At 50.3% G+C, this 17,497-nt stretch carries 17 protein-coding genes and 3 tRNA genes; 5 read left to right on the top strand and 15 right to left on the bottom strand.

Going from position 1 to position 17,497, the window contains the following annotated elements; all coding sequences use genetic code 11:
- Positions 1-95: 95 nt before the first annotated feature.
- The 3 genes from PsAD37_RS25225 to fliI all read right to left on the bottom strand — a co-directional run bounded on the left by PsAD37_RS25225 (position 96) and on the right by fliI (position 2,537).
- Positions 96-536 (bottom strand): paraquat-inducible protein A, encoded by a 441-nt coding sequence (locus PsAD37_RS25225; RefSeq protein WP_063298437.1) that lies wholly within the window; start codon positions 534-536, stop codon positions 96-98.
- A gap of 237 nt (positions 537-773) precedes the next feature.
- The gene (gene fliJ, locus PsAD37_RS25230) at positions 774-1,181 is read right to left on the bottom strand and encodes a flagellar export protein FliJ (RefSeq protein WP_063298438.1); all 408 of its coding nucleotides are present in this window, start codon (positions 1,179-1,181) and stop codon (positions 774-776) included.
- 30 nt (positions 1,182-1,211) lie between these two features.
- Positions 1,212-2,537, bottom strand: coding sequence for a flagellar protein export ATPase FliI (fliI, locus tag PsAD37_RS25235; RefSeq protein ID WP_063298518.1), 1,326 nt, complete (start codon positions 2,535-2,537; stop codon positions 1,212-1,214).
- 373 nt (positions 2,538-2,910) lie between these two features.
- Here fliI and ctrA point away from each other — a divergent pair, with 373 nt between their 5' ends.
- Both ctrA and PsAD37_RS25245 read left to right on the top strand, forming a co-directional pair.
- On the top strand, positions 2,911-3,600 hold the full coding sequence (gene ctrA / locus PsAD37_RS25240) for a response regulator transcription factor CtrA (RefSeq protein WP_008551652.1): 690 nt from the start codon (positions 2,911-2,913) through the stop codon (positions 3,598-3,600).
- Positions 3,601-3,754: 154 nt separating this feature from the next.
- Positions 3,755-4,600: a DMT family transporter gene (locus tag PsAD37_RS25245; RefSeq protein ID WP_082827065.1), complete on the top strand. Its 846-nt coding sequence runs from the start codon at positions 3,755-3,757 to the stop codon at positions 4,598-4,600.
- 3 nt (positions 4,601-4,603) lie between these two features.
- On the opposite strand, the gene PsAD37_RS25250 is transcribed toward PsAD37_RS25245, so the two are convergent.
- The 8 genes from PsAD37_RS25250 to PsAD37_RS25285 form a co-directional block, all read right to left on the bottom strand.
- Entirely contained in the window at positions 4,604-5,608 is a 1,005-nt protein-coding gene (locus tag PsAD37_RS25250) for an MBL fold metallo-hydrolase (protein ID WP_063298440.1), read from the bottom strand.
- A 314-nt stretch (positions 5,609-5,922) separates the two neighbouring features.
- Positions 5,923-6,849: a protein-glutamate O-methyltransferase CheR gene (locus PsAD37_RS25255; RefSeq protein ID WP_063298441.1), complete on the bottom strand. Its 927-nt coding sequence runs from the start codon at positions 6,847-6,849 to the stop codon at positions 5,923-5,925.
- The gene (locus tag PsAD37_RS25260; protein WP_063298442.1) at positions 6,846-8,102 is read right to left on the bottom strand and encodes a chemotaxis response regulator protein-glutamate methylesterase; all 1,257 of its coding nucleotides are present in this window, start codon (positions 8,100-8,102) and stop codon (positions 6,846-6,848) included. The genes PsAD37_RS25255 and PsAD37_RS25260 overlap by 4 nt, the downstream gene beginning before the upstream one ends.
- A gap of 3 nt (positions 8,103-8,105) precedes the next feature.
- A complete protein-coding gene (locus PsAD37_RS25265) occupies positions 8,106-8,471 on the bottom strand; it encodes a PleD family two-component system response regulator (RefSeq protein ID WP_057461955.1) in 366 nt (121 codons plus the stop codon).
- A 31-nt stretch (positions 8,472-8,502) separates the two neighbouring features.
- On the bottom strand, positions 8,503-9,000 hold the full coding sequence (locus tag PsAD37_RS25270) for a chemotaxis protein CheW (RefSeq protein WP_057461956.1): 498 nt from the start codon (positions 8,998-9,000) through the stop codon (positions 8,503-8,505).
- On the bottom strand, positions 8,997-11,750 hold the full coding sequence (locus tag PsAD37_RS25275) for a hybrid sensor histidine kinase/response regulator (protein WP_063298443.1): 2,754 nt from the start codon (positions 11,748-11,750) through the stop codon (positions 8,997-8,999). Before PsAD37_RS25275 ends, PsAD37_RS25270 begins: the two co-directional genes overlap by 4 nt.
- A gap of 149 nt (positions 11,751-11,899) precedes the next feature.
- Positions 11,900-12,556 carry a histidine phosphotransferase ChpT gene (chpT, locus tag PsAD37_RS25280; RefSeq protein ID WP_063298444.1) on the bottom strand — a complete coding sequence of 219 codons (657 nt, stop codon included), beginning with the start codon at positions 12,554-12,556 and terminating at the stop codon, positions 11,900-11,902.
- A 92-nt stretch (positions 12,557-12,648) separates the two neighbouring features.
- On the bottom strand, positions 12,649-13,122 hold the full coding sequence (locus tag PsAD37_RS25285) for a hypothetical protein (RefSeq protein WP_208860350.1): 474 nt from the start codon (positions 13,120-13,122) through the stop codon (positions 12,649-12,651).
- Positions 13,123-13,365: 243 nt separating this feature from the next.
- Between PsAD37_RS25285 and PsAD37_RS25290 the strand changes: the two genes are divergently transcribed.
- Together PsAD37_RS25290 and PsAD37_RS25295 are read left to right on the top strand one after the other, a co-directional pair.
- The gene (locus tag PsAD37_RS25290; protein ID WP_153039858.1) at positions 13,366-13,962 is read left to right on the top strand and encodes a DUF1134 domain-containing protein; all 597 of its coding nucleotides are present in this window, start codon (positions 13,366-13,368) and stop codon (positions 13,960-13,962) included.
- A gap of 105 nt (positions 13,963-14,067) precedes the next feature.
- Positions 14,068-15,387 carry a hypothetical protein gene (locus PsAD37_RS25295; protein WP_063298446.1) on the top strand — a complete coding sequence of 440 codons (1,320 nt, stop codon included), beginning with the start codon at positions 14,068-14,070 and terminating at the stop codon, positions 15,385-15,387.
- Between the two features lie 152 nt (positions 15,388-15,539).
- Here the strand turns inward: PsAD37_RS25295 and PsAD37_RS25300 are convergent, their stop codons facing one another.
- Positions 15,540-16,352, bottom strand: coding sequence for a DeoR/GlpR family DNA-binding transcription regulator (locus PsAD37_RS25300; RefSeq protein WP_063298447.1), 813 nt, complete (start codon positions 16,350-16,352; stop codon positions 15,540-15,542).
- A 304-nt stretch (positions 16,353-16,656) separates the two neighbouring features.
- Here PsAD37_RS25300 and PsAD37_RS25305 point away from each other — a divergent pair, with 304 nt between their 5' ends.
- The gene (locus tag PsAD37_RS25305; RefSeq protein ID WP_063298448.1) at positions 16,657-16,914 is read left to right on the top strand and encodes a hypothetical protein; all 258 of its coding nucleotides are present in this window, start codon (positions 16,657-16,659) and stop codon (positions 16,912-16,914) included.
- A gap of 190 nt (positions 16,915-17,104) precedes the next feature.
- On the opposite strand, the gene PsAD37_RS25310 is transcribed toward PsAD37_RS25305, so the two are convergent.
- From PsAD37_RS25310 to PsAD37_RS25320, 3 genes are all read right to left on the bottom strand, one after another.
- A tRNA-Glu gene (locus PsAD37_RS25310) sits at positions 17,105-17,179 on the bottom strand.
- Positions 17,180-17,248: 69 nt separating this feature from the next.
- Positions 17,249-17,323, bottom strand: a tRNA-Glu gene (locus PsAD37_RS25315).
- A gap of 72 nt (positions 17,324-17,395) precedes the next feature.
- Positions 17,396-17,470, bottom strand: a tRNA-Glu gene (locus PsAD37_RS25320).
- Positions 17,471-17,497 lie beyond the last annotated feature (27 nt).

The raw sequence follows: 17,497 nt of genomic DNA on the forward strand, positions 1-17,497 counted from the left end.
CTGCTTTACACCATAAACGAGAAGATCCAGTGAAGACAAACCGACAAAATAACCCTGCGCAATCAGAGTTTTTGACAGAAGAAAGCATGCATGTGTTATCTGGCAACCCGCTCAACCATGAATGCAGCAGTAGCCGTTGAAAGGGTAGCAGCAGCGTAAAACCACAATCCCGGCAAAACCTGAGCACTGGCAAGGCCGCTCGTCTTGGCTGCAAAAATCACCAAGGCCACCAGCATCACATCCATCATGGACCATTTCCCAAGATAGCTGAGCGCCCGAAGCCACTTGCTGGATAACCGATGCAATGCGGAAATACCGAGTACGAGAATCTTCAGGGCAGGTAGAAAGACAGAAAACACAAAGACAAGCCCGGCAATTGAAACCTCACCTTCGTCATAGAGCCCACTAATCACCTGCAACAGGCTTGGCGTATCCTCCAGAAAATAAAGGCGCTCCATACTCAACAACGGCAATGTCAGACCCAGACCAAACGAAAACGCGGCAATTGGGATTAAAAAACCAAGTAAAACAGGCATTAAGGCTCCTGAAGCGTCTTTCCGAAAATTGGACACTGCTCAAATCTCAGCGCGAGATCTGGACGCGACAGCCTATAAATAAACATTGGTGAAATGAAAGCAACCACGAGGTATCGCACCGCGAACAAGCACAGTGCGATCAATAAAGGATTATGAAGAGGTTAAGACCAGTTCGGGTTGTCAGAGTATCGGGTCATTCCGTCTAAGAACGAGAGACACTCCTAACCTCGGGAAGAATTAGCGACGCGCCATCCGCCCCGCAATATCGTCCATTCCGTCTTGTTCAATCGCATCCATGGCAGCACGTTGACGCATTTGGTCACGTTCATCCATCAACTCGATCTTTTTCAACTCAGAAACAGCGTCAGTCAGATCGTCCTGCGCTTTCTCAAGCTGAGACTTCAATTCCTCAGTCGAGTGCTTCAGGTTATCTCGGCGCTGTGCAGCCGCGCGAGCGAAAGTCGGATACGCAAAATGGCTGATATCATCAATACCAACACGCTTTTGCTCCTGAACAATCTGGTTCTCCAGATCTTCAGCCATTCGATCAAAATCACTCAACATCGTTTCAATCTGAGTCACCTGACGGCGCTTCTCATCAACATTGAACTTCTTAAGCTTCAAAAGGCCTTCACGATTCTTCATACGCAATACTCCCTTTACCGGAGAGTGAGCTTACGCCTGAGTCATTTCCAAAATATGAGCAAGCTGGAAATATCCCTCTTCAATTGTAGTTTTTTCCCCCTTCGTTTGCCCTAAATACGCTTCGAGGGCGTCATTTTTGGCAATTGCCTCATCAACAAGGGGGTCTGCACCTTCTTTATAGGCACCCAGACGGATCAGTTCTTCCATGTCCGCATAAGCAGACATCAACTGCTTGGCACGTCGAAGAATCACTAAGGCTTCTTCAGGTACACAACGCGGCATGGTTCGACTGACGGATTTTAGCACGTTAATAGCCGGGTAGCGACCACGCTCTGCAATCCCACGCTCCATAACAATGTGCCCATCCAAAATACCGCGAACAGCATCAGCCACAGGCTCATTATGGTTGTCGCCTTCCACCAGCACAGTAAAGAGAGCCGTCACTGCGCCTTTGCCAACAGCACCTGGTCCAGCGCGCTCCAGCAATTTCGGCAATTCAGTAAAGACGGTTGGCGTATACCCTTTAGAGGTCGGTGGCTCACCAACAGAAAGACCAATCTCACGCTGCGCCATTGCAAAGCGCGTAACAGAGTCCATCATACAAAGAACGTTCTTGCCCTCATCACGGAAATATTCAGAGAGAGTAAGAGTGAGATAAGCCGCTTCCCGGCGCATCAAAACGCTTTCGTCAGACGTTGCGACAACAACAACAGATTTCGCCAGCCCCTCTTCGCCCAGATCATCCTCGATGAATTCCTGAACCTCACGTCCACGTTCACCGATAAGACCGATAACAGACACTTCTGTTTCCGCGTTACGTGCAAGCATGGACATAAGGACCGATTTACCCACGCCAGACCCGGCAAAAATACCGAGGCGCTGCCCCTGACAACACGTTACAAAACTATTAAGGGATCTCACACCCAGGTCGATCGGGCTCCCAACACGGGCTCGTTCTGCAGCCGGAGGTGGTGAATCACGTAATTTTCTTGGGATCGAACCGAATGGAAGAGGTCCTTTTCCATCGATCGGTTCGCCTAAAGCGTTAACAACACGCCCCAGCCAGGCACTCGATGGATGGACAATACTCTCGCGTGAAATCAGCTTCGCCTTGCTACCATGACGCACACCATCGAGCTCGCCAAATGGCATACAAAGCGCTCTTCCGTCTCGAAATCCGACGACTTCAGCTTGAATTGACGCTGCGTTCTCCCCTATTTCTATTAGTAGACGTGCGCCGACGCTCATGGCGTAAACAGGCCCTGCAACTTCAATCAGAAGTCCCTTAACTGCTTCTACTCTCCCGTAAATTTCGGTTGGGAGGCATGATTCGATTTCTGCAAAAAGCGAGTCCAAAACAGATTCCCTATTAATCATTTTCGTCGTTGGTAACCGATCGTTTACGCTTCTGCTTAATGTTATTGGGGAGACTTTGAATGGCGTATAGCCCTTTCAAGGAAACGAAGCGTCTAAACATGGCTTTCAGTAGCACTTGATTCGATTGAAAGCCAACCGGTCTCAAATTGGTGAACAGGAAAGGTTACACCCTTGAATTCTAGGTTGTACCCAGAGAACTGTTCTACGTGAGAGTAAAACGCTTGCGGTAGCGATTCGAGTTCTGTTAACCATAAACTCATTCAATTGAGTCGGGTTTATAGTATTCCTTCGCAACGGTTTGTGTTTTTGGGCCGGCGCGACTGCCCAGGAAAGGCAACACGAGGGGATTAACATGCGTGTATTGTTGATCGAGGACGATAGTGCTACTGCACAAAGCATTGAACTGATGCTCAAATCCGAGAACTTTAATGTCTACACGACAGATCTCGGCGAAGAAGGCATCGACCTCGGCAAACTGTATGATTATGATATTATCATGCTGGATCTGAACCTGCCGGACATGTCCGGTTATGAGGTACTACGCACACTGCGAGTATCCAAAGTGAAGACACCTATTCTTATTCTGTCCGGTTTGGCTGGCATTGAAGACAAGGTCCGTGGCCTTGGGTTCGGCGCTGACGATTATATGACGAAGCCATTCCACAAGGACGAGCTGATTGCACGTATTCATGCAATTGTGCGTCGTTCTAAAGGTCATGCCCAGTCTGTTATTGTTACCGGCGACCTCACTGTTAACCTCGACACCAAAACTGTCGAAGTTGCAGGTCAGCGCGTACATCTGACTGGTAAAGAATATCAGATGCTAGAGCTTCTTTCCCTTCGTAAGGGCACAACCCTCACCAAGGAAATGTTCCTCAACCACCTCTACGGTGGCATGGACGAACCAGAGCTCAAAATTATCGATGTGTTTATTTGTAAGCTGCGCAAGAAGCTCGCTTCTGCAACAGCTGGCAAAAACTACATCGAAACAGTATGGGGCCGCGGATACGTTCTGCGCGAACCAGAAGAGAAAGCAGCTTAATAGCTTTATCAGCTAACTTTCAAAGAGTTTCAGTAGAAGCCCTGCTTGGTAATCACCACGCAGGGCTTTTCTGATTCTGGCTTAATCAGGATAGCGCTCCGGATAACGCCTAAGTGTATTGCCCATCATGGGTCTTTGTTGCCATGGTACGGCCATGAGGCTTTTTATTCTTACATCTATTGTCATGGTCGCATTTGCCGCCAACTCAGTTCTGAACCGTCTTGCTCTGGCAGACGGAGAGATTGGGCCATCTGCATTTGCCAGTATTCGCGTTACTGCTGGCGCACTCATGCTTCTGGCACTCATCTTCTTTCGGGGCGGCAATAAACTCTCACTCTCAAAGCCCAACGTCACAGCAGTCCTTGCGCTGAGTGCCTACATTCTTGGCTTCTCGCACGCTTACATCTCCCTTGATGCTGGCTTCGGTGCGCTTTTGCTCTTCGGAGCCGTGCAAATCACCATGTTCATCGGTGCATTCATTCAGCGCGAAAACCTCACACTCCAAAAATGGATCGGCGCAGCACTCGCATTCTCTGGCCTCGTTTACCTTCTCTCCCCTTCAAACACAGGCATAGACCCGCTTGGAGCAGGATTGATGACAATTGCCGCCATAGGCTGGGGGATTTATTCCATCATCGGCAGAGGTGCGGCAAACCCGCTCAAAGACACAGGAATGAACTTTCTCTACGGTGTGCCAATCATCTCATTGGCACTGCTTCTGTTTCCGGACACAACCACCATCACAGCTCCAGGCGTTCTCCTTGCCATCATCTCCGGTGCCATAACCTCTGGACTTGGATATGCTCTCTGGTACGCAATCATTCCGCAGTTACAGACAAGCACGGCAGCAGTTGCTCAGCTCACCGTGCCAATCATCGCAACAGCCGGTGGAATTGTTTTCCTTGCAGAAGCCATCGATAGCCGCTTCATCATCGCCACCACATTGGTGCTCTGCGGTGTTGGGATTTCCGCCTACCGGAGAAAACCCAACACACCCTGACAATTACTCAGGCCTGTTCTGCTCATCCTCATGGCCAAGCTGCAGCTGATAAGTTGCGGGAACAAACCGAAAGCCCTCTCCCACGGCTTCAACAAAGCCCATGGCAGGGAACGGCATGTGGTAGCCAATAAACGGAATACGTTCTTCCGCAATCATCCCAAAGATACGCCGACGCGTTTCCGCCGCACGCGCTTTATCGATATCAAACACGACACGCCAATCAGGATAGGCCAGTGACCATACAAAGTGGTTGGCTGTATCAGCTGTGAGCATCAGCTTGCGTCCATTGACTTCAACCAAATACGCCATATGCCCGGGTGTATGGCCATAAGCCTCAACGGCAGTGATACCGGGAACAACTTCTCTGCCCGGATCGATAAAGTCGAACTTGTCTTTGAGCGGCAGAACATTTTCAGCAAAAACGCGAGCGCTTCCATTGGCGGCTGGACCAAGCTTTTCCCAGTAGTTGAACTCAATCGGACTCGTAACATATTTCGCATTCGCAAAAGTCGGAATACCGTTTTGCATCAACCCGCCCGTATGGTCCGCATGCATGTGTGTGAGCACAACCACATCAATATCAGCTGGCCGGATGCCTGCTGTCGCAAGCGCCTTAAGCAAATTCCCGCTTTGGGGCTGAGAAAGAACGCTTCGTCCAGTATCAAACAAAACGAGTTTATCACCTGTGTTCACCAGAACCGGTGTGAAGAAACCTCGGAACTTGTTGGAGGAGATAAAGTGATCATGGCTCGCTTTTTCAAACACCTCACTCGTCTGCTCCATAGCAAACGTGTCCTGCGGGTGCTCAGCAACAAAGGTGCCATCGAGTAAAGCGTAGACCTTGAACTCACCAAGCTGAAATTCAGTTGCAGGCGCACGCTGATCGGAACTTTCAATCGGAGTTTCTGCAGCAGCTTCCAAACTCCGCATCCCTGTTGCAAGCAATCCACCTGCACCCAGAGCAAGGGCACCTCGCCGGCTCAATTTCAAGAAATCACGAGAACTCATCACTCACACTCCATTAGCCTGACACACCACAAACAAAGGTGGTCAACAGTCACAAACTATCGGGAAACTCTAAGTATCGTTTGGAGAAATTTACTCGCATTGAACTTGAATTGCGACTGACGACAACCAGTCAAATAGTAAATCTTCGTTCAAAAAAATGAGAGATTCAGCTCGTATTCCGAAAGGCAGCTCCGGTTTTCGGATGAGAACACGCATAAAATAGAGAGTGAAAGCTTGGGGCTTGAATGCTTATGAACGCAGCAAAACCTAAAGAAAAGGCCAGCAAATCTGCTGGCCTGTTTCATTTTGTATCCCTAAAACCGGGAACCACTTGCTAAGGACTGAATGGTAGGCCGCGTTTTGGAAGGTGTGGTCGAAGGCTTTGCTGTAGAGCGTGAGAAGCTGGAAGAACCAGTCGGACGGCTTGCTGCCTGCTTTTTGCGGTATACACCACGCAGATTTGGATAGGGCTCAAAGCCATCCGTCAAACCAACCACAGTTTCCGCAGCACCAAGCACGAGGAAACCGTCATCCGGCAACTGCCGATAGATACGGTTAAGCACATCAATCTTCGTCTGCTGATCAAAGTAGATCAGCACGTTACGGCAGAAGACAACGTCAAACTCACCAAGGTGGCTGAAGTTTTCCAGCAGGTTCAGCTTACGCCACTGCACCATAGCCCGGATTTCCGGAGCCATCTGCCACAGTTCGCCCTGCTGCGAGAAGTACTTCAACAGCATCTGAATAGGCAGACCACGTTGAACCTCGAACTGGCTGTAGATACCAGTACGGGCTTTTTCCAGCACTTCAGTGGAAATGTCAGTTCCCAGAATTTCGAAACGGAATGTACCAATCTTGGCCTTGTCTTCTTTCAGATACATGCTGAGAGAATAAGGTTCCTGACCTGTAGACGCCGCCGCACACCAGATGCGCGCACTCCGGCGTGTTTTGCGTGCCTCAAGCAAATGAGGAAGCATCACATTCCGGAAATTCTCGAAAGGGCTCTTGTCACGGAAGAAGAATGACTCATTGGTTGTCATAGCTTCAACCACATCATTCTGCATAGACATGGAGCCCGGCTTGCTGATCGCAAGAATAAGCTCACTCAGTCCATTCAGGTTATGACGTCGAGCAACTGGCATCAGTCGGCTTTCGACCAGATACTGCTTTTCATCGGAAAGAACGAGGCCGCTACGGGATTTCAGAAATTTCTTCAAGAAATCATATTCAGAAGTCATCATCGCGCGGCTCCTTTTAAGATACGCTTGACATGTGCACCAATCTGATCGAGAGGCACGATACCGCTGCAGTTCCCAGTGCGGGCAGCAGCACCTGGCATTCCCCAGACAACACTGGAGGCCTCATCCTGCGCGATGACACTACCGCCTTTACCTGCAATGACATTGACGCCACTTGCGCCATCACTGCCCATGCCGGTTAAAACGAGTGCCAAACACGCGGTACCGAAAACTTCGGCTGCACTTTCAAAAAGTGGATCCACAGATGGCTTACAGAAATTGACGGGAGCTCCGTCTTCGAGCAACGAAACCGCCTGCCCGTTCTGCTTGCCGATTTTCAAATGAATTCCGCCTGGAGCGACATAAACGTGCCCAGGTTTCAATACATCCATGTGCTCAGCTTCTTTTGAAGGAAGCTGAAGTTGCTTATGTAAATGCTCTGCCAGAATTGTCGTGAATGTACGCGGCATATGCTGCGTAATCACAACAGGCACTCTCAGCAAACCATCGCGTGCATCAGTCAGCACACGCTGGAGCGCTTGTGGCCCTCCGGTAGAACTGCCAATCACAAGAGCCCGCGGCACGACCGAAGAATACGATCTGAGCGTAATCTCCTGCTTTCCGGCAGCGTTTAGCCCTGTCCCACGAGGTCGTCGCAACGCCGCACGTGCCTCAGTACGGTCTGCCAGGGCATCATTCTGCTTTTTGTGCGGATCATTGACGATCTCAGCACGCATTCTGCGAACAGGTTCTACTGTGGTTCTGGTCCGCTTAACGCGCTTCCCACCGCGCCCAAGCAACCGCAATTTTTCCAGCAATTCTCTCTGAAACTCAACCGCACCAGCTGTTTGGCCAGTCGTCTCAGGCTTGGCGACATAATCGGTGGCACCAAGAGAAAGAGCCTTCAAACTCACTTCAGCATTCCTGCGCGTCAGCGTAGAAGCCATCACAATGATAAGATCGCGTTTTTTCTCAAGAAGTTTAGGAAGAGCTGTCAGGCCATCCATCACGGGCATTTCAACATCCAGCACAACCACATCAGGATTGCTGCGCTCAATGTCTTTTACAGCCAATTCGCCATTACGGTGGGTTGCAGCAACTTCCAACTCTGGATCAGCTTCAATCCACCTGCTGAAAAGCCCACGAATAACAACGGAATCGTCTACGACCATGACCCGGATAGGTGCCATCTGACCAGATCTCTCTGACTTCGGCTCCTCAACTTTTGCATACATGCCCAGCCGGCCCATATCCATTACTTAGACCAATCCAACTTCCTGAAATTTCGCTGAAAGAATCTCCCGATCAAACGGTTTCATGATGTATTCGTTCGCACCGGCCCGGATAGCCTTGGTGATATGAGCAACGTCATTCTCTGTCGTACAGAAAACAACAATTGGGTCTTCCCCGCCGTCTTCCTCACGAAGCTTGGCCAAAAATTCCAGCCCGTCCATGACAGGCATATTCCAGTCCAACAGAACCGCATCCGGCATTGACGCTTTACAAGCATCAAGTGCCTTCTGTCCGTCCTCAGCCTCGGTGATTTCAAATCCAATGTCCTCCAGAATGCGGCGGGCCACTTTGCGGATTACGCTGGAATCGTCAACAACCAGACACTTTTTCATTAAATCAGCTCTCTCGCTTCGAAGGTATGCTTTACGCAGCTTTAGGTTCAATCAGGGAGCTGAGCAGACGGTCCACGTCAAGAACCACCATCAATCGCCCGTCCAGACGATGAACCCCGCCAGAAATTTCGGCCCAACGGAAATCAAGGTTGGATGGGTTTGCTTCCATCTCGTTTCTTGGCAAGTTGAGTACCTCTCCTACGGCATCAATAACAAGGCCATAGGACTCCCCTTTGTACTCAATACCAACAGCCATCATGCCTTGGTCAGCATCATTTGGCTTGAGATGAAGCTTACGACGCATATTGATAGCAGTTACAATGCGTCCACGCAGGTTCAACACCCCCTCCACTTCAGGCGGAGCCAAAGGAACCTGCGTTACTTTTTCAGGAACAAAAACATCATGCACCTGCGATATCGGCAGACCGAACAACTGGCTGCCAATCACAACAGTCACATACTGGATGTGATCGGCACTGCCCTGACGGTTGTCATCACCGTCGACTGTGGTGAGTTTATGAGCGGTCATGCTGCAACCCCGAATTCATTGGTCAAAACATCTTTGAGCGCTGCCAACAGACCCGGACGGTCAAACTTGGCCACATAATCATCGAAGCCGGCCTGACGGCCTTTTTCGATAGAAGCCGGTGTCACAACAGCAGACAGCGCGATGATTGGCATATGACGGAAGCGGGTATCACGGCGCAGGCTCTCACAGAACTCATAGCCACTGATGTCCGGCATTTCGATATCAGTCACAATCGCAGCAAAGTCAGTGCCTTTTTCCATCAACTCGTAGCCACTTTGAGCGCTTGAGCAAACGGTGACATCGTAACCGGCAGCTTTCAGAACAGGTGTCAGCATGTTGCGGAAGAAGGCGCTATCATCGAGGAAGAGAAGTTTTCTCACCTTCGTTGTCGTATCGATTTCCTTGCGCATGAACCAGTCATCAAAGGCCAATGGCAGGTAGTGGCCAAGGTCAATAACTTCAGTTGCACGCTCGCGAATAATTGCAGAACCAAGTACACCCTGACGCTCAGATACCACTTCGATTGTCATCCGGTCTTCAACAATGTCTACGATCTGATCAACAACCAGACCCATTGAACGACCATTGTCAGAGAACACCAGCATCGGCTGAGTTCCCTCAGACTTATGACGATCGCCCTCATTCACGTAAACCAGAGGCATCAGAGAACCGCGATACTGCACCAAATCACGGCCATTGGAGTGTTCGATCTTGTTAACATCGAATTCTTCAAGGCGTGTCACCAGCGACAGCGGCACAGCTTTCGGCTCTTCAGAACCAGCACGGAACAGCAGCAGTGAAATTGGAGCATCAGCGTCAATCACATGAGCTTCCGCATTTTCGTACTCATCTTCAACTGTATCGCTCAGAGTGCCAGAAGCATGGCTTGCCATTGCACTTGCAACACCGTTCGGATCAATGATCATGATCACAGAACCATCACCGAGAATGGTGTTACCGGAGAACATGTTGATGTTGCGGAGCATGGAAGACATAGGCTTCACAACGATCTCTTCGGTGTGGAACACACCATCAACAACAACACCGAAGGACTGGCTACCGACCTGCATCACAACGATAAAGCCGTTGTCTTCATCAAGGTCAGCCTCTTCAGTCTGACCAAGCAGTTCCGACATATGCACCAGTGGCAACAGCTTGCTACGCAGGCGCAGGACAGGCCGGTCTTTAAGCCGCTCGATGCGATGTTCAGAATTAGACTGAACACGAACCAGTTCAACAACGGACAGCTGTGGGATCGCATAACGGTCACCACCAGCTTCCACGATCAGTGTGGAGACAATGGCAAGCGTCAGTGGGATCTTGATGATGAAGCTGGAACCGCGACCTGGTGTCGAGCGCAGATCAATAGAGCCACCAATCAGCTCAACGTTGTTGCGCACAACATCCATACCAACGCCACGACCAGACACACTGGTCACGTTAGTCGCGGTAGAGAAGCCAGCAGCAAAGATGAACTTGTAGATCTGATGATCTGCCATCTTTTCAAGTTCAGCTTCGGTGGTCACACCGTTCTTAAGCGCTTTTTCCTTGATCTTCTCAAGGTTCAGACCACGACCATCATCCTTCACTTCGATGATGATATGTCCGCCTTCATGATAAGCAGAAAGGGTGATGTTACCCTTCTCAGGCTTACCAGCAGCCACACGATCAGCAGGATCTTCCAGACCGTGGTCGGCAGAGTTACGGATCATATGTGTCAGCGGATCTTTGATGAGTTCCAGAACCTGACGATCAAGCTCTGTTTCCGCACCAATCATCTCAAGACCGATAGGCTTATCGAGTTCCTGAGAGAGATCGCGAACAATACGTGGAAGCTTCTGCCATGCATTCCCAATTGGCTGCATACGGGTCTTCATGACCCCTTCCTGCAACTCACCGGTAACGTTGGACAGACGCTGAAGTGGAACCTTGAATTCGCTGTCTTCATGACGACGAACAATTTCCAGAAGCTGGTTGCGTGTCAGCACCAGTTCAGAAACCATCGTCATCAGGTGTTCCAAAGTCTCAACATTCACACGAATGGACTGGTTGGAAACACCCTGACTGGAGGCCTTACCCTTAGCGCTTGGGTTCTTCGGCTTGGCAACTTCTTTCTGAGAAGTCTTCGCTTCCGCAAAACTGGGAGCAGCAGCGCCAACTGGTTCGCCGTCTTCCTCAGTTTCTTCTTCAACAGCAGGCAGCTCAATCTCAACTTCAGCTTCCTGGAAAGCACGTTCAAGATCATCAAGAGAAACTTCACCAGGACGCAGAGGCCGCTCCAGCACCTGATAGATGTCGGTACCGACTTCTTCCTCAGCAGCTTTTTCTTCCGCCATTGCTGCCGCCATTTCGTCAGCCATGTCGTCATTATCAGCGCTTAAGGAAAGGCGTTCCAGCTCATCAATCAAATCACGGTCCGTGCCATCAGGCTCAGTACCGTTGGCAGCCTCAAGATCCGCAAGGATATCTTTAATGCGATCAATAGAAGCAAGGACAAGTGTAACCGCTTCGTGTGTCACAGGAACACCGTCGCGGAACTTGCCCATCAGGGTTTCAGCAGCATGAGCAATCGCTTCCAGACGCGGCAGGCCCAAGAACCCACAGGTGCCTTTGATTGTATGCACTAACCTGAAAATGTTATTTAGAATGGTGGCGTTATTCGGCTCTTGCTCGAACTTCACCAACTCAACGTCTACAACATCCAGGCTTTCATTGGTCTCAGTGAGAAACTCTCTGAGAAGATCGTCCATGGCCCGCACCCACTCAATGCTTAGGGGAGCCTCAAAAACCGAGACTCCTAAATTTCACTAAGGTTGAGTGTTAAGCGAAACGGTTAACATAGGTTGAAAGATTGTAAGATTCATCCAACCTACAATAACTGGTTGTTTTTGACAGAGGATCAAACAGGCTCTGAAACTTGAGTATTTGCCTTGCATATGACGGCGTCACCGTCTTTCAGGAGTTCAATATTTAGACCCGCTTCACCTGCCAACAAAACCGCATAGATCGGTTGAACAGTGTGGGCATCAATGCGTTCTGGCTCCTGACCGGAAAGAATCTCTCTTACAACCTGAGGGATTCGCGCATTCGTTCCTTCAGCTTTAAGGAGAAAGTTTGGAGCACCCTCATCCCCTTCCATATTGATGGTAATAGTACCACCCCGTGGAACACACTGATTCATGAGCAGCAGCAGGTTCAAAATCAGTTTGACCTGATTCTTAGGCAAAAGCAGACGCGGCATGGTCCACTCCAGATTCGCCTTTTCATTGCTCATGTATCCAGTCGCAACTTCCTGCGCATCGCCCAGATCGATTGAAGCACCAGCAGACCCGGCTGCACCAAAAGCAAGACGGGCAAACTGAAGCTTTGCAGAAGCCTGACGCGCTGACTTGCGGATGAGATCCATCGCAAAGTCTGCCATGTCCTCATTGCCTTCTTCATCCAGCACTTCCAGACCGTTCGTGATCGCCCCGACTGGTGAAATGATGTCGTGGCACACACGGCTTGCGACGAGTGCGGCAAGATCAAGAGATGACAAATCTTTAAATACTGACATAACCGCTCCAGAACATTGGCCAATGGCCCTATGATTGATTCGAGATGTGGCGAAAAAGGTACAATCCTGCTGGTTTAATTCCAAGCTGGACATCATTGATATGGACCGCATTTTACATCTCGTGCACGACTTTGTGCCTTCGCGAGCAAACTCTCCGGTGCTGTCAGAAACAAAGCCCGGTGTTCACGGCTCTGAAACAGCAATAATCGCTGGTTATAAACAAGGTAGATTTTCGCCAATCCCTCAGCTCGGTAGCCTTGCGCAAGTGAGAGGGCATCGCATCCCTGAAATAATGGGGCATAGACCTCTGGAGCATGCCGAAATGCATCTCGGTTGCCCTCGTTGCTAAACGCCCAAACGCGTCCTCCCCAAGACAGCGTCAGGTCCTCACGCCCCTTTTCAGGAGTTTCCGAGACCTGATAGGTCACTGGATCACACATGGAGAGCGTGTAGGTGAACCGCTCCTGCGCAGCCGCAATAACTGAGGTGGCGCACAAAAAAACGATAGAACTCCATAGAATCTTGCCAGTTTGCGCAAATTTTCTGTAGAAAACCTCAGAAATCATGGGAATGTCCATCCAGAGTCCGAATCACCTGCATTAACTAAAGCAGCAAGTTCGACAACAGATACAAAATTCATGACTGCAGGCCAACGGGATGTACATCATTTACCCAGCTATACCATGATTAACCACTAGGTAGATGTAAGACCCTATAACTTGTTGTACCTAAAAGTTGCACTATGCCCTTAACATTTGAATTGCTCTGAACAATCCAAATTCTCGGGTTTCTTAGAAGGAGACGTTGGCATGATGACGAGCCTGTTCGCCAATCTGCGCAACAAAGCTGCAATCGTCCTTTGCGCCAGTTTCGCACTGCTGGCGCTCAACACAAATTCATTTGCGCAATCATCCGTTGATCAGTCGCGCTACCACCAGAAAGATATCATCACGGCAGGTGGCGAGTTTTTCGGTTCCATCTCCACCGGCCTCGCAAAAGTTGTTGAGCGCGCAGTTCAACAGTATGGCGAGCCAAACGGATATATCCTGGGGCAGGAAGGCTCAGCAGCGTTCTTCGCAGGCGCTGCTTATGGCGAAGGTACACTGTACACCCGCAACGCTGGCAACCATCAGATCTTCTGGCAAGGTCCATCCCTGGGCTTTGATGTTGGCGGTGACGGCGCCCGCGTTATGATGCTGGTCTACGATCTGCCAAGTGTCGATGCCATCTATCGCCGCTATGTTGGTGCTAAGGGCTCTGCCTACCTCGTTGGAGGCTTCGGCATGCAGGTTCTTTCCAACAACGATATCTTCGTTGTGCCTGTTCGTGCAGGCGTTGGCGCTCGCCTTGGCCTCAACATGGGCTATTTGAAATTTACTAGGAAGCCAACATGGAATCCTTTCTGATATAACTAACCCTACGTTAGTTATATTTTGGCAAGTTAGTGTGTGAGAGAACGCATTTAAGTCTGTAGCAGTCCCTCACACCGTTCAACAGATCAGGCATAGTTTGTGATTGAAATTGCACTATACATTGCACTGGGTTTCTTCCTTGCGAGCATTCTAGCGCTCGCCGCCCTCCCCTTTATCTGGGGCCGGGCTGTACGCCTCACGCGGAAAGCGATTGAGACGTCCAACCCCATAAGCTATGCCCGTGCCACAATGGCAAAAGATGCGTTACGCGCTCAACATGCCATTGCGATCCGCCAAATGGAGGTTCGCCTCGAAGGGATGACGGGAAAGCTAGCAGAGAATACATCTGCACGTTCTGCAGCTGAAGCCGAACTCGCGGAACTCAAAGAAGAGCTCAGCGTTGTTCAGCTCAAGTCAGCCCGCGAACGGAAGAACATGGCCCAGAAAGCAACACGCTTCCTCCGCCGCCGAAATCCATCCGAACCAATCCCGTTCTCCGCTGATGATCGCATCACAACAGAACCGGAAACAGACGTTCAGGACGAAGCTACAGCACAAACTACAGATGCGGTCACCTCCGCCGAGATCATCAAACTCAGCAAACAGGCTGCTGCAGATAAAACACGTGAGTTGGATGCAGAGCTGAAAGAAGACCCAGTTGCGACCAAACCGATAGGTCCGATTGATACTTCTGACCTTCAGGACATGGACAACCCTCTGGCAGAGTTGGCAACGCAAATTTCCCAACAAGTTTCAGAAATGACCGCAGAGTCTGAAACCAAGCATCAGCCAACGTCCCCGGCAGAAGCCGCCGAACTGGCTTCACGGTCTTTCACCAAACTGAAGAGCCGCTATGGGTCGCTGGAACGAGAGCGCGATAACCTGAAGCACGCGCTTCAACTCGAAAAAGCGGCGAACGAAAAAACTGCCAAGCGCAGCACCAGAAATCCGAACATTAAAACGCCCGAGCCTATGAAAAGCCTAGAAAACGATCTGGACGAAGCAAAGAAAACCATCGAGCAGCTGACAAAGCAGCTTGAGGAAAGAGCGAACAGTTCCTCTAAGATCGAAGAAGCCGTCGATCTGCGCAATGAACTGAAAGATCTGGCGGCTCAGATCACAGCAAAGGCAATCTCGGAGAACCCTCCACTCTCCGAAAAGTACGATGAAGTCCTGAACGATCTCAGCACGATCGCAGCAGGCGCTCCAAAAGCAGACGCGCCAAAACCGAAACCGGCACGTGCCAAGCGCGCTCCAGCAAAGCCTCGCACCCGTAAGCCAGCTGCTGGAAGTAAGACAGCCGCATCAAAAAGCACTCCGGCTGCAAAGGCCGATGATGCAGCACCCGCGCCTCAGTCCGATAAAAATCTGGCGGAGCGTATCGCAGACGCTAGAAAAACCGGAAGCTCAAGCGGTTAAACCCAAACAACTTGATCCAAAGACAAAGGCGCCAAAAGGCGCCTTTTTTGTTTTCTTGCAGATCGATCCCCGTTTACGGATAAGAATACGCGGAAAATATAAAGCTAGAGCTTGATGCGTGACATACTCTCGATACAAATTCCAATCAGAAGTTAGTCCTCTGTCGTACTTCGCGAGCCATTGCCCGGCTCATTCTGAGCCTTACCAGCCACTTCTACCAGCCGCACCTCATTGTCAGCCAGCAGCTGCCGATAGTCCTGCGAAACCAGAGTGTCTGTCACAAACGTATCCACCTGAGCAATATGGCCGATGCGGACTGGTGCCGAACGCTCGAACTTTGTCTGATCGGCCACTAGAATAACGTGTCGTGCGTTCTCAATGATCGCCTGTGCCACGCGCACCTCACGATAATCATAATCCAGAAGCGCTCCGTCACGATCCAGAGCAGAAACACCTATCACAGCATAATCAACCTTAAACTGGCGAATAAAGTCTGCAGCAGCCTCACCAACAATGCCGCCGTCAGTCGCGCGCACCAGCCCACCAGAAATGATGACTTCATTTTCTGAGAACGGGCGCAGCGTACTCGCCACATTAAGGTTATTGGTAATGATCATCAGGCCACTGCGCTGGATGAGTGCCCGCGCAACCGCCTCTGTGGTCGTTCCGATATTCACGAACAAAGAAGCTCGATCCGGGATCAGGTCCGCTGCCGCCTGCCCGATAATCTCTTTTTCTTTGCCTGCCAGATCTTTACGAGCAGAGTAGCCAAGGTTTTCAACGCCAAATGCCAAAAGTGCACCACCATGCACACGGGTCAGCAATCCTTGGTCGCTCAACTCTTTCAGGTCTTTACGTATTGTCTGAGGAGACACAGAAAACCGTGTGGCAAGTTCATCAACTTCCACCTTCCCGGTCTCTCGGGCAATATCAAGAATAGAGTTGTGGCGCGAAACCAGCATCATGAATCAAGTCCGATAATTTTTTTGTACATTGCCATCAGTCAATAATCTGCGATGTTTCACAGTACTATAGCCAAAAGCACAGAAGCATCCAGACGACTATTAGATGAGTTCAAAACAAAAGTCCTCTTGCCTCTGCTCCCCTACTCTTAGTATTAATACGTCACAAAAAGGGGACAAGCTGCAACTTTTTCCATCTTTGTCATGATACCGCCCAAAGAAGCCCGTTAAAGCTCACGCGGATCAATACACTGTCTTATCAAAGTTCAGCTAAAAAAGCGAAGAGGGACAAACTGTGACTCGCGTAATGGAACGGCCATACAGTGCCAATAGGTTTGCTGGCAAGAAACCGGCTGCGCTGAAAAGCAAACTCCAGACTGCTGAGGCTCGCGTCGAAGTTCTTGATGACATCGATGCACTGAAAGAAATGAATGCTCAAATCAGCGAAAGCCTGGCAAAAACCGTCAGCAATGAATCTCAGACAGACGAAAAACTCTGGGCTGATGTTGACGGCGATAAAGAAGATCATCACCTGGGTGCAGGATTAAACGGCCGCTGGTTCTAAATCACACCCAGCCTGCCTGCTGCAAAACACGAACTCACCATTACGAAGTGCTGCATCTCCCCATCCAGGGGGAACCACATCAGGCCTTCCTCTTTGCAAAATCGCGGATCACATAGCTCAGACACAACGCCAACATTGTGAGGAAGACTCTGCGTGCAATTTGTCAATAATGTATTGTGGAGATAAGGAGTGGTACGCCCAAGGGGAATCGAACCCCTGTTTCCGCCGTGAAAGGGCGGCGTCCTAACCGCTAGACGATGGGCGCTCACAAAGTGAGAGAACTCTTTCAAGCTCTGTCTTCGAGCAGATAACCACTCGGCATTGAGATGACATATGGTACGCCCAAGGGGAATCGAACCCCTGTTTCCGCCGTGAAAGGGCGGCGTCCTAACCGCTAGACGATGGGCGCTCACATAGTGAGAAGACTTTTCATAGTCTTGTCTTCAAGCAGATAACTGCCTGATATCGCAATAGAAGCCTTTGGTACGCCCAAGGGGAATCGAACCCCTGTTTCCGCCGTGAAAGGGCGGCGTCCTAACCGCTAGACGATGGGCGCCTAGGCTTCGCTTTCGCGATGGACGGG

This window comes from Pseudovibrio sp. Ad37 (genome assembly GCF_001623075.1).
Taxonomy (GTDB): Bacteria; Pseudomonadota; Alphaproteobacteria; order Rhizobiales; family Stappiaceae; genus Pseudovibrio.